The sequence below is a fragment of the Paenibacillus sp. FSL H7-0350 genome (assembly GCF_038593195.1).
Lineage (GTDB): Bacteria > Bacillota > Bacilli > Paenibacillales > Paenibacillaceae > Paenibacillus_AQ.
The window spans coordinates 2,551,754-2,564,849 of record NZ_CP151972.1; the positions used below are offsets into that span (position 1 = coordinate 2,551,754).

At 55.3% G+C, this 13,096-nt stretch carries 10 protein-coding genes; 1 reads left to right on the plus strand and 9 read right to left on the minus strand.

Annotation, left to right across the window (positions count from 1 at the left end):
• Window positions 1-130 precede the first annotated feature (130 nt).
• From NYE24_RS11750 to NYE24_RS11785, 8 genes are all read right to left on the minus strand, one after another.
• The gene (locus NYE24_RS11750) at window positions 131-2,110 is read right to left on the minus strand and encodes an alginate lyase family protein (RefSeq protein ID WP_036690315.1); all 1,980 of its coding nucleotides are present in this window, start codon (window positions 2,108-2,110) and stop codon (window positions 131-133) included.
• Entirely contained in the window at window positions 2,107-2,442 is a 336-nt protein-coding gene (locus NYE24_RS11755; protein WP_036690317.1) for a cupin domain-containing protein, read from the minus strand. The genes NYE24_RS11750 and NYE24_RS11755 overlap by 4 nt, the downstream gene beginning before the upstream one ends.
• A 72-nt stretch (window positions 2,443-2,514) precedes the next feature.
• Window positions 2,515-3,933 (minus strand): sugar ABC transporter substrate-binding protein, encoded by a 1,419-nt coding sequence (locus tag NYE24_RS11760; protein WP_342478725.1) that lies wholly within the window; start codon window positions 3,931-3,933, stop codon window positions 2,515-2,517.
• Between the two features lie 145 nt (window positions 3,934-4,078).
• Entirely contained in the window at window positions 4,079-5,686 is a 1,608-nt protein-coding gene (locus NYE24_RS11765; RefSeq protein ID WP_076154213.1) for a response regulator, read from the minus strand.
• A 9-nt stretch (window positions 5,687-5,695) separates the two neighbouring features.
• Complete coding sequence (locus tag NYE24_RS11770; RefSeq protein ID WP_036690323.1) at window positions 5,696-7,450, minus strand: histidine kinase; 1,755 nt, start codon at window positions 7,448-7,450, stop codon at window positions 5,696-5,698.
• A gap of 64 nt (window positions 7,451-7,514) precedes the next feature.
• Window positions 7,515-8,384: a carbohydrate ABC transporter permease gene (locus NYE24_RS11775; RefSeq protein WP_342478726.1), complete on the minus strand. Its 870-nt coding sequence runs from the start codon at window positions 8,382-8,384 to the stop codon at window positions 7,515-7,517.
• Window positions 8,385-8,405: 21 nt separating this feature from the next.
• The gene (locus NYE24_RS11780; RefSeq protein ID WP_076154211.1) at window positions 8,406-9,296 is read right to left on the minus strand and encodes a sugar ABC transporter permease; all 891 of its coding nucleotides are present in this window, start codon (window positions 9,294-9,296) and stop codon (window positions 8,406-8,408) included.
• A gap of 565 nt (window positions 9,297-9,861) precedes the next feature.
• Window positions 9,862-11,265 carry a class I SAM-dependent rRNA methyltransferase gene (locus tag NYE24_RS11785; RefSeq protein WP_342478727.1) on the minus strand — a complete coding sequence of 468 codons (1,404 nt, stop codon included), beginning with the start codon at window positions 11,263-11,265 and terminating at the stop codon, window positions 9,862-9,864.
• Window positions 11,266-11,544: 279 nt separating this feature from the next.
• Here NYE24_RS11785 and NYE24_RS11790 point away from each other — a divergent pair, with 279 nt between their 5' ends.
• A complete protein-coding gene (locus tag NYE24_RS11790; RefSeq protein WP_036700551.1) occupies window positions 11,545-12,534 on the plus strand; it encodes a Na/Pi symporter in 990 nt (329 codons plus the stop codon).
• A gap of 156 nt (window positions 12,535-12,690) precedes the next feature.
• Here NYE24_RS11790 and NYE24_RS11795 read toward each other — a convergent pair whose 3' ends face one another.
• Complete coding sequence (locus tag NYE24_RS11795; protein WP_342478728.1) at window positions 12,691-13,029, minus strand: hypothetical protein; 339 nt, start codon at window positions 13,027-13,029, stop codon at window positions 12,691-12,693.
• Window positions 13,030-13,096: the final 67 nt, after the last annotated feature.

Sequence of the window (13,096 nt, forward strand, 5' to 3'; positions counted from 1 at the left end):
ACCACACGCTCCAGAACGTACGTTTGCCATTGTTTGCAAAATAAAAGACTCTCCCGGAGCCGCGCAAACGGCGGACGGAAAAGTCTGCATAAACTCATGTAAATTAGTTTCAAGGCTAACAACTAGACCCTTATTCCTTCCGCTCCGTCCAGCCCAGGGTGTCCGTACCGATTACGATCGTGCCGATCGCATCACCGTATACATAGGACAGCTCGACCCGCCGCCGCTCCGCATCCACCACGCAGGTGCTCACGTGCAGCGGACCGCTGCCGTCCGCCGCATCTTCGGGCAGACACAGCGTCAGAATTCCAGCCTTGCCGGCCCAGGCCGCCCGGCCCTCTACTACCGGAATCTCCGATTTGGAGCCGTAGACCTCCGATACCCAGCCCTGCTCCTTACTAACCGTGAACTGTTCATCCATCAGGCCGCTGGTCATCCAGCTCATATTCAGCTTCACTGTAGAGCCGGGATAGACCACGGTTACTGTAGGCTGTGCGGCTGCGACTTCGGGTTCTCTGGCTCCGGTCATTGCTTCTCCAGCCGCTCCGGCTTCGGAAGACAGCTCCAGCACCGCCTCCGGGTGCAGATGGAACCGCTGCTCCAGCTCATGTTCGCCATCCGCCTCCAGCCAGTCGGCAATCAGCAGCAGCGGCACCTCCACGCCCAGCAGCACCCAGCGCCGGTGCATGACCGGACCGGGAAGACGGATGTATCCGTCATGCGCGGCATCAATGAAATGGTAACGGCTGTTGCTCTCCCAGCGGAAGGTGCTGGCCTTAGCAACAGGCTCGCCCCATTGCTGGGTGGAGATATACGGCGTCTGATCCAACCCGCCTACGGTGATGGTGTTGTGCGCGCGGGTACTTTTGAAATAACGGCGCCACTCCCCTTCCTCGTAGGTGTACCGGCCGGTATCCGTGAAGAGCAATTGCCCTTTCCACATCCACTCCAGATTCAGCGCATCCGCATGACCGTGCGCTCCGCCCATCTCTGCGGCATCGAAGAACAGATACTGCTGCGGGTCCCGCATCACATAATATCCGGTCTGCACAAAAGCCACGCTGTTCACCGAAGGCGCAGACTCCGCCTGAAGCTGCACACACCGCTCATATGCCTCGGCTCCCAGCAGCCAGAGGCATTCTGCATTACCTGTGCCGCGTCCAATCAGCGCATCATCCTTCAGAATGGCACCCAGCAGTGTCAGCCGCTGCCGGCCGCTGCTGATCCAGTCGGAATCGCCGATCCCGGTGGACTGGTCATCCGGGCGGACCAGCGCTTCGGTGAACGCGGCCATCTTGCGGAGCTGTCCGCCGTACCAGGCAGAGAACGGGTGGCCGGACAAAGCGCCCAGCAGATAAGGCGTCCCGAACATCTCGATGGCCGCATCATGATAATGGGTGGTCAGCTCAATCTGAATCCCTTCCGGTCCGACCTGATGCAAAAGGCACAGCTCCAGGCGCTCCCCGGCCAGCTGCCGCCAATACGGTGCGCACGGATGCCCGTGATGGAAGACAGCAATCATGTATAGGCCCTGCATATGCATAATCGCATGATTGATCTCCGTGCTGCCGAGGTAACGGGTCAGGAATTCAGCATGTTCCGCAAGCCCCTCCAGCAGTTCGCTGCGGAAACATCCGTCCAGCAGCGGGCTGTCCTCCATATATTTATACGCAGAGATCCAGGACTGCACGCGCAGGCCGGTCTCCAGCAGACGCCATGGACCCGGCTTCTGGAAGAATACCGCCTCCTCATATGACGGGATCACAGGAACCGGGTTCTGCCCGCGCCAGCTGCGGAAATGCTGCATAAAGGCCGTAACGTATTCCGGCTTGCCATTCATCAGATAGGCCTTGCCCAGATCCAGCATATGCCAGTGGCGGTTGATGCCCCAGGTGAATTCGGGGTCGTTCGTAGGATTATGCAGCCAGTCCGCCACCGGCTTGCCCAGCGGAATCCAGCGGCTCAGATCGCCGGTATAAGGAATAATGAATTCATTGTCCACAGCATGTTCGGCAATCTGGACCGAGTTCTGCGCCTCGATGGGGAAATGGCGGGCATAATAAGCGGCAGCACTGCGCAGCTCAGGTGTACTCAGATAATAATCCTTCATTCCTGCTTCTCCAAGAAATCCTCACGGAACGGATTGAACACATCCAGAATCACGGAATCCTCCAGCGCCTTCACACCATGCGGAACATTATAGCCGGCATAGAAGCTGTCGCCCGCCTTCAGAATACGCTTCTCCTCCCCGACCTTGACCTCAAAGCTGCCCTTCACAATATAGCTGATCTGCTCATGCGCATCATGGGAATGAACCTCCCCGATGCCGCCTGCAGCGAAGGTAACCTCCACCATCATCATCGAGCCTCCCTTTGCAAGCAGGGTGCGGGACGAACTCTCATTCAGAACCGTCTTTGCGGCTTCGCTATTCTCTATAATCATTTCGGATCTGCCCCTCTCTATTGATAAAAAAAGCGGCCGAACCATCATGTATCGGCCGCCACCTGTAAGCTCTTATTCTTCGGTGGATAATTTCCCCTGCAGCTTCGATGCGTCAAAGCTTGGATCGGCTACAATATCCGTTGCGCCGGAGGCTCTTGCTTTCTCTAATGAAGCATTATACCGGGTATCCAGGTCTTTGATAATACTGTCCACATCGCCGCCGGTGAAGACGAATGCCGAGAACGCATCGCTCCATTTGCTGCCTTCCAGTGAACCTTCTGTAATGGTAAGCGGGTTCGCCGGGTAAATCGCGTCATAGCGCTTCGGCAGGAAGCCTTCAATGCCGGGAATGCTTGGTTTTTTGCCAGAGCTGATAACCGTAGGGATCAGCGAGATGCCGTAGCCTTTTTCATAATATTCGCTCTGCAGGCTGTCGCTGTACACATACTCCATGAACTTCCACGCTGCTTCCTTGTGCGTGCTGTCCGCACTGATGCCGATGTAGGAGCCGCCGATGATCTGCGATGCGCCCTTTATCGTTCCGTCCGTAGTCGGTACAGCAACGGCAGCCCAATTAGCGGTGGTCGGGAACTGGTCTTTGTAGACGCCGGGCTCTGCGGAGTGGTTAATGTACATGCCTATTTTGCCTTGGGCGAACTGCGCACGCAGCGGATCGATATCCAGGCTCTCTACGCCCGGCAGCATACTGCCGTCTTCGTTCATCTGACGCAGGGCCAGCGCAATATCCTTGTACATGCTGAAGTCGAATTGGCCGGTCTTGTAATTGTAGCCGTCAATACCGGTATTGTTGCTCGCGCCTGCTACAGTATTGGATGCACGCCAGAAGCCGCTTGAGCTCTTGAACGGGCTGGCGAAGCCGTATACGCCGTCCTTTTTGCCGGTTTCGGTAATCTTTTTGGCGGCAGCAAACATCTCGTCCAGTGTTTTCGGCGGATTCTCAATGCCGGCTTGCTTGAAGATATCTTTATTATAGATCAGTCTCCAGATCTGTCCGGTATTGGGCAGGGTATAGGTCTTGCCGTCAACGGTGTTCTTGTTCTCCAGCAGGCTGTCCTTGAAGGTCTCCTTCATCTCGCTGCTCATATAGTCATTGATCGGGGCCATGTAGCCTTTTTTGTAATAGGTCTGGAAGTCGTTGATCTGAAGCACATCAGGAGCCTGCTTACTGGCAAAAGCGATATCTACCGCCTGCGGATAGTTATCCCCCATCACAGTCATTTCCACTTCGATGTTATCCTTGTTCGTCTTGTTGAACTCATCAACCTTTGATTTCATGAAGTCGGCGTCGTGACGGTCGGGTGTCCAGTAGATAATTTTGGTTTTGCCGCCGCTTGCTGCTCCGTTGTCTCCCTTGGTGTCCGCCGGTTTGCTGTTACTTGCCGCGGGCTCCTTATTGCTGTCGGCAGCGCAGCCGGCCAGACTCAGTGCCAGCACTGTACTCATTGTTGCAACAACCCATTTTTTATCCATCGTTATGCCCCCTTGTGCTTGTCCTGACAGCCTGTAATCGGCTATCTGTTAACGTAATCATAATGGTTCCGCTTTCAGTGGGGTGAGGGACATTCTAACTTTGTAAGGGGGGAAAAATGCTTGTCCCTGTTCCTTCAGCTCCTGCTTATTTCAGGTATTTCTGCCGGAACGCTGTGGGCGTAAGTCCGCAGTATTTTTTGAACAGGCCGCTGAAATAAGGGCGGTCCTCATAGCCGAGCATCAGGGAAATCTCCTGTACCTGCGCCCCGGCAATCAGCAGCTCCTTCGCCCGCTCCATCCTCAGCTTGGTAATATACTGAATCAGTGTCATGCCGGTCTCCTTCTTGAAGGCGCCTGCGAAATAGCTCGGGCTCAGATGGACAGCCTGCGCGCAGCTGTTCAGGGTCAGATTCTCCTCCAGATGCAGCCGGATATACTCTCTGGCCCGGTTAATGGACTGTGTTACATCGCGGAACTGCTTGCTATCGACGAATTCACAGCCCATGCTGGCGAAGTGATTGATATAGCTTTTCCAGCCGCCAAAGGTTAAAGAACGGTTCTCCTCCAGCGCCGTCAGGTCAGCCTCCAGCTGTATGCGCTCCTCCTCCGTGATTTCATCACAGAACGCGCGGTACATGGCAAAGGTCAGCCCGGACAACAGCCGGACCATCGACAGCGGGTCAGGATATCTGCCGGAGAGGGTCCATTGCCGGAAGATATCACCGATGATCTCATGGCAGCCTTCCTCATTGCCGGATTTGAGCGCGTACAGCAGCTCCTTCACCTTCTCCTCAGGATAGTCCGGGGCTGCGCGGTTCTCCGGGTCAAGCTCCGTGAAGCGGAAGATACAATTCCCCTCACTGTAAAAGCGGTAGGCCAGCGCTTTGGCCGCATGCACAAAGGAGGCCCGGATCTCACGCGGTCCCCGTGCCGCTGTGCCAAGGCCGATCGAAACGGTATTCTTGCTGTATTTCTCCACATTCTCACGGCACAGCTCCAGCAGCGCTGCCGTATCCATGGCGTCCGGCGGATTAAAGATCGCAGCCAGCCGCTGTCTGCTCTCGCGCAGTACAACGCCGCGCGTGTGCATTTTCAGCGTCTCGTCCAGGATGTTCTTGATCGCAAAGGGAATGATTTCACTGTCATCCAGATGCAGGGTGTACCCGTATTCGGTATAACAGTCCAGCTCAATAGCCATCACCAGCAGATTGCCGGCATCCAGGTCGATGCCCAGCTCCTGCCAGCGGCTGTCACTCAGGCTGATATGGGTCTCCTGGCGCAGCAGAGCGGTAAGATAATCCTGGCGCAGCTGCGAATGGCTGGCTACCATCTTCTGCTCCATTTGCTGTATCTGCTCTGCTCTCGTCCGCTCTTCTTGAATAGTCTGCTTCACCTTCAGCACAGCTTCCACAATCTCCGGCTGGGTGAACGGCTTCAGCAAATAGTTGGAGGCACCCAGCTTAATCGCCTCCTGCGCATAACTGAAATCCGAATACCCGCTGATGAATATAAATTTGGCCCGCAGCTTCGCTTCGGCAGCCCGTTTCATGAGTTCAAGACCGCTGAGCTTAGGCATACGGATATCGCTGATAACGATGTCGGGGTCCTTCTCCAGCAGCAGCTCCCAGCCCTGCTCGCCGTTGCCGGCGGTCCCTGCTACCTCGATTCCATGATCCGCCCACGGGATCGTTGAAGCAATTCCTTTGACGACAGTCTGAATATCATCCATTACGCACAGGGTCAATGGGTTCATGGCAGCCTCCTAGAGGATCGGTATGGTGACGGTTACAGTTGTAGCAATATCGGGAATGCTGCTGAAGGCAATCGATGCGGATTCACCGTAATGCAGGCTGAGCCTGCTTCGCAGGTTGGACAATGCATACCCCCTGCGCTCTGCTTCGGTGCCATTTACCGCATTCGCAAGCGCAGCGGCATCCATGCCGCAGCCGTTGTCCGTGACCCGCAGGATCAGAAATCCGGCAGAGCGGTAGATGCGGATCTCAATCCTGCCTAGCTCCGCTTTGTCGCGGAAGCCGTGCAGGATTGAATTTTCCACCAGCGGCTGAAGCAGAATCTTCAACATCCGGACGGACAGATAGGCATCATCCTCCACCTCAATCGTATAGGTGAACAGATTCTCATAGCACTTCTGCTGGAGCTGCAAATACTGCCGGACATGCTGGACCTCCTGCTGGAGGGTCGTAATATCGTTCCCGTTGTTCAGCCCCAGGCGGAACAGGAGCGACAAGGCCACAATCATCTCGCTGACATCGCTTTTCTCGCCATTCTCGCTTTTCCAGAAGATCGTATTCAGCGTATTGTATAAGAAATGAGGGTCCACCTGCGCCTGTAACGCCTTGACCTCCGACTTGCGCTTCTCCTGCTCCGAGGTCCGTACCTCCTGAATCAGAACCTGAATCTGGTCCAGCATCCGGTTGAACTTATGGCCGACGGCGCTCACCTCATCCTCATACCGGCTCTGAAACCGCACATCCAGGTCGTTATATTCCACCTCCACCATCAGACGCTGCAGCTTGTTGAGCGGCTTCAGCAGTGCAGAGGCGAGCAGGTTGGACAAGGCCAGCGCCACCAGGGTACAGATCAGCATAATCCAGAAGATCAGCCAACGGATCTGGTTCAGCGGTTTCAGCAGGTCTGCTTTGGACTGAATACTGACCATGACCCAGTCCTCATTCATCGACAGCGTGCTGTAATTGACGAGCAGCTCCTCGCCTTTGGCATTGATATAGTTGAAATCGCCTGCCGTCCCTTGGTTGAAACGGCTGACGAAATTGTGCTCCGTATTGAACGCGTAGGTCTGCGTCTCCGGCCGGATGACCATCGATCCATCTTTTTGCAGCAAAAAGAGCTGAACCTGATTATTCATCAGATCCTGCTCCAGGATAGACCTCATCGCCTCCTCCTTCATGTTCACAACCATATAGACGTTCGGGAAATTATGATTGTCAATCACCGTAGGCTTCAGCAGCAGCGAGAGCACCCGGCCCTTCGACTGAAACAGCTCGCTCTGATGGGCCCCCAGCCACAGGGTATTCCAGCCCGGCCGCTCCAGATAGCTGCCATACTTCTCCATAAAGTTGGTCTTCCTGTCGGGGAAATCCTTAGTGGAGTAAAAATCGCCAATCGGCGTACTGAGATAGGTCGCATCGATCAGCGGCTCCACCAGCTTAAGCTGGTCAAAAGAAGTCTGCAGCAGCGACAGATTCTGATAATAATGAGAGGTATTATTGTTGCTGACATCCTTCATCGCCTGGCCGAAGCTCTCACCCAGCATAAGGGAATAGGAAGAGACCACGATATGCCGGAGGTGCTCGTCCATCACCTGAACGGATTTGTTCAGAATACCTTGCTTCAGCTCAAGTGCACTGCCCTGAATGCTGCGCTCCGCAAAGAGATACGAGCCGACCCCGGTTACACTGATGCAGAGAATGGCGAGGAAGATGTACAGCACCTGAATTCTTTTCTTCAAAGACTGCTTGTAGAAACCGAGTTTCATCCGTGAACCACTCCTTGCAACCCATTGTAACAACAGTGCGGGCGGAACACTACTCTTTCCGGGACTAACCTTTGACTGCGCCGAGCGTCACCTGCATGAAGGATTTGTTGGCGAACACATAGACCACCAGCAGCGGCAAAATGGACAGGCACGCGCCGGCCATCATCAGCTGTACCTCTGACGCCGCTCCGATTCCGTAGCGCAGATTCGCCAGCCCAACTGGAAGCGTCTGAAGCTTAGGATTGCTCATCGTGAAGACCAGCGGCAGAATATATTCATTCCATGACCCCTGGAACGCCCCCAGCCCGGCAACCGCCAGCGCAGGCCGCAGCATCGGCAGGATGATACGCAGGTAGACAGAGTAGAAGTTGCAGCCATCGATCATCGCCGCTTCGTCCAGGTCGCGCGGAATGCTCTGGAAGAAGCCGATTAAGATGAAATAACAGGTGGCATGGGCGCTGATCAGGATAATAATGACGCCCCAGAGCGTCTTGTTCAGGCCGAGCATCACCATCAGGTCAAATTGCGGACGCAGCACCACAGCACCGATGGAGATGAACAGCGTTGAGGCCATGAGCAGGGAGTACGCTTTTTTGCCGATAAAAGAAACCCGGTTTACCGCATAGGCGGACATTGAAGCCACCAGTAAAGTGCCGGCAGTGGTGACCACGCTTACAAATATACTGTTCAGCGTATAGCGGGAGAAGTTAGCGTTCTTCCACGCTTCCAGGTAGTTCGAGAAATGCCAGCTTGACGGCCATATGGTTGCACTGCCGGTCAGCTCCTGATTCGTCTTGAACGAGCCCAGCACGACCATGATGATCGGGAACAAGGCCAGCAGGGCGGCCGCAATCAGAAAGATCCAGAGCACAGCCTTGCCGAGTGAGCGGGTCAGCAGCGGGGAAATGTCGGAACGGGTATGAGTGTTATTCATTCTGCTCTCCTCCTGTCGGTTCTAGTACACATCGTTTAATTTCTTGGAGATCCGGAAGTAGACCAGCGTCACACCGCCCACAATGACCGCAGTGGTGAAGCCGACTGCGCTGCCGTAGCCGAGCTGCTGGATGGACTGTGCTTCCGCCGATACCGGGAATAGGAGCTTGAACAGGTACAGGTACATGACTTCTGTTTTGCCATACGGCCCGCCTTCGGTAAGCACCATGATGCTCTCATAGCCCTTCAGCGAGATGGTAATCGCCAGCATGATAATCATCTGCATCACCGGTCCCAGCAGCGGGATGGTCACATTCTTCAGCTTCTGGAATTCATTCGCCCCATCCAGCGAGGCCGCTTCATATAGATCATTCGGAATGCCTTGGAGTCCTGCGAGGAACAGCAGCATATAGTTACCAACCGCACCCCAGATAGCAATAATGATAGTGGTCATCATCGCATGGTCGGCGCTGAGCCAGCCAATCGGCTCGCTGATGATATGGAAGCGGATTAGCAGCTGATTCAAGATGCCGTTATAGGAGTTGAAAATGATGAAGAAGACAATCGCCATAACCGAGGCGCTGAAGATGGTAGGCAGATAATAAATCGCCCGCAGGAAGGAACGCCCCTTCATTTTGCGGTTCAGGATAATCGCCAGCAGCAGCGACATCGGAATCGTCACCACGAGCTTACCGAGTGCATAGATCCCGGTATTGCCGACAGAGGACCAGAACTGATGGTCGCGCAGCACCCGCCCGAAGTTATCGAGGCCGATAAATACAGGCGTCCCAAACCCTTGATAGTCATAGAACATATAACGCAAGGCCCATAGCAGAGGATAAATGCCGAACACCAGGGTCAGGAACAAGCTGGGAAATACGAAGACGTAGGCATGTATTTTTTTCTGTTTCATATAACGGCCCCCCTTAGAATCTGTACCTTGATTATAGAGGGAACGTCCCAGCGGCCGGGATAGGGAAATCAACTATTGAAAGGGGAGGATGTTACTGAGCTGGGGCAGGGGCGGATGGTGCGGCGATGGTCAATGGGATGGGCGGCAAGAGATAGGTGCGGCGTAGGCGGGAATCGGCGGTGTCACGGTTGGCACGGCAGGGGCGAGACTGGGCAGGGTGACACGGGTGGCACGGCGGGCGCGGGACTGGACGAGTGGCGGTGGCGGGACCGGGGCGGGTGGCGAGGGCGGGCGCGGGACTCGGGCTGATTTGTACTTAGGTGTATTTGGTACAACTACAAGCGGCTTAAATGACGCGTTAACAGGTTTAAGTGTAGTCTCTGCAATTAAAAATCCGGTTTTCACCTCCACAGACTCTCCGGGCTGTTTTTAATTGTACAGAATACAGCTATCGCAACTATTCTGGTTTTGGGCGGTCTTTTAACTGTACCAAATACATCAAAAAAGAGCCTCTATAAAAGAGACTCTTCCCGCATAACCGGCTGGCCCGCCGGTTCAGACACTTCTATTTGCTGCGTACCTCAAAGATGGCGAACTTCAGATAATGCCCCTCGTCCACCCCGAGAATCTGCGGATGATCCTTGCCTGCGGCCCGCCATTCGATCAGTCTCAGCACCTTGCCGGCATCCTTGGCTGCTTCCATGATCGTATCGAGGAACAGCTGCGGCTGCATGTGGTACGAACAGCTGGCCGTGACCAGATATCCGCCGTCATTCACCAGCTTCATGCCCTGCAGATTGATGTCCTTGTACCCGCGAACGGCACCTGCCACTGCGCTTTTGGTCTTGGCAAAAGCAGGAGGGTCCAGAATCACAACATCCCATGTGCGGCCGCCACCGGCGGTCATCGGCTTCGCGGTGTCCGCCTTGGCAGCCGGTTTGCTTGCGGTTTTCCCTTCTGCCGCTGCTCCGCCCGTAGCGCGCTCGGTGCGTTCCTCCTGACCCTTGACCTGATTGCGCAGGAAGGCAAATGCATCATCTACCACGAATTCCACCCGGTCACTGAATCCGTTGATCTCCACGTTGGCCTTTGCGCTCTCGATGGCATGCGCAGACACGTCAAGGCAGGTTACCTTCTTAGCGCCGTATTTGCAGGCATGCAGTGTGAAGCTTCCCGTATGCGCAAAGCATTCCAGCACAGTTGCACCATCCCAGTATGGGAAAGTGACAGGCTTGCCGCTTTTGTTGACCGGCAGCATCTGGAGTGAACCATCCTCTGCTGCTACGTTCTGCAGTGTAATTCCGCTGCGCCCGCCCCAGCCCTTCATCAGCGGAGCAATCGATGCCCTGTTCTCCCGCTGATCGAAGAAGTAGCCGGTCTTCTGCCCCTCTTCAATATCGACGATCACCTTCAGCCCGTTCTCACTTACGGTAATGTGGCGCAGGCATTCGCCGTAGAGCACACCCGTGGTCTGTTCCAGTCCCTCCAGCTCACGCACACTGACATCGCTGCGCTCGTAGATGCCGCGCGGCGCCATCACCTGCACCAACGCCTCCACAATCTCGGAGCGGTGCTGATCCATAGCCAGTGTCAGCAGCTGCACCACAAGGACTTCACCGAAGCGGTCAATGATCAGCCCCGGCAGAAAATCCGCTTCCCCATAGACCAGACGATAAGCGTCCGCCCCCGGCAGGAAGCGTTCCCTGTGCCGCAGACAGTCCTCGAACCGCTGTGCAAAAAACGCCGTGTCCATCGCCGCCAGCTTGTGCTGCGACAGAATTCTCACCCGGATCTGCGAAGCCGGATTGTAATATCCCGTAGCCAGATAACGACCCTGATGAGTCAGAACATCTACCAGCCCGCCTGCTTGCGGATCTCCGTCTACAGATGCTACTTCACTGGCGAAGACCCATGGGTGGCCCTGTTCTACTCTTTTTTTACGGTTTCGTTCCAGAATTACTGATGCCAATACCTTCAACTCCCTATTCTTGTTGCCAGATTAATATACATGTCCTATGCCTGGCGTTCATATATTGGTACAACCCCCGTAAAATAACCCCACAAAGTGAGGCTTTAGCGTAGGTGATGACTCAGGTACTTTGCGGGGACCCCGAAACAATATAAATTCTGTTAAGTGGAAACGGCTATGCCATCCTCTCAAGGACGGTACCGTTCAGCGAGAAATAGAAGGATAAGTTATCGTGTGAAACCTATAATTTCTTATCTTTTCAAAAAGGAGCTTGTCCTTATGATCCGTGAACTGTTATTCCCTGTCCTCTACGGTCTTGTCATATTCCTCGCCGGCATGAAGGTGATGGAAGCCTCGCTGTCGCAGCTGGCCGGTCCGCTGCTGAAGCGCAGCCTGCACAAGGCTACCTCCACACCGGCCAAAGGCCTGATCGTCAGTGCCCTGCTGTCGGCGCTGCTGCAGAGCAGCACCGCTGTAACGGTGCTGACCATCGGCATGGTCAATGCCGGGCTGCTGACCTATGCCCGCACGCTTGGCATTATTCTCGGCAGCAACATCGGCACCTGCCTGACAACGGAGCTGATCAGCCTGCAGATCAGCACACTGGCCGCGCCGCTGCTGATCGCGGCGCTCTGCCTGTGGGCCGCCGCCGTGATGGCCGGCGAGCTGGCCCCTCAGTCCCGGCGGCTGCTTGAGGCCTGCCGCCGGATCTCGGGACCGCTGCAGTTCATCTGCCTCGCGGTCACCGGCTTCGCGCTCGTCCTGTGGGGCATCGCGGTCATGCAGTCCATCGGCCCTGCTCTGGAAGGCAGCGCCCTGTTCAGCTGGTTTCTCGGGCATGCCGCAACCAGCGCACTTTGGGGGCTGGCCGCCGGGGCTGTGCTGACGGCGATGGTGCACAGCAGCGCCGCAGTTATCGGCATGGCGATGGGCCTCGCTGCCAGCGGCGTGATGCCGCCTGCGCTTGGCATCGCCATCGTCCTCGGCGCGAATATCGGCACCTGCGTCACTGCCGTCATTGCCGCCATCGGCAGTACGCCTTCCGGCGTATTCGTCGCCTGGTCGCATGTGACACTGAATGTCGGCGGCGCCTTACTCTTTCTGCCCTTCATAGGGCCGCTGCAATCCCTGTCCGCCTGGATCGGCGGCGGACCTGCCGCCCAGCTTGCCCATGCCCAGACTATTTTCAACGTCGTCTGTTCGCTTGGTGTACTGCCGTTATGCTATCTGCGCGTCTGGTCCAGGCTGGAGCAGCGGCTGCAGTCCTAAGTCTTCCAAGAATCGTAATCGCAGTCCTCATTATACTTCAAATCCGCCGGACAGTACTAATCCAATCTGCAAGGGAAGTATAATCAACAAAGGCGAGATTCACGCAAACCATAGAAAAAAGACCTAGGGCACCTTCACCCCAGGTCTATATTTACATCAGCTTCTTAATCTTATCCAGCGGCAGTTCAACAGCCTTAGAGACCGCTTCGGGAGAAAATCCATTGAGCAGCAATTTACGGATGAGCTCCGCCTGACCTTCTGCTTTTCCTTCTGCTTTTCCTTCTGCTTTGCCTTCCTCAATACCTTCGGCTTTGCCATAATCAGCGCCAGCCGTCCCTGATCCAATCGTGTCCTGAGCTTGATGAACATTCGCAGGAATTCCCGCCGTACTTCTCTCGCTTCTCTTGTAGTATAACCCATCTTCGCTAATAACGCAGCAGCCACTGCATTATCTGAGTCGATGAAACGCCGCCAGTTCTGCTTACGCAGCTCCACCTTAAGGAACTGGAAGCGCAGAATGGAGTGCTCCGGAATAGACAAAAAACCTGCACACCGTCCACAT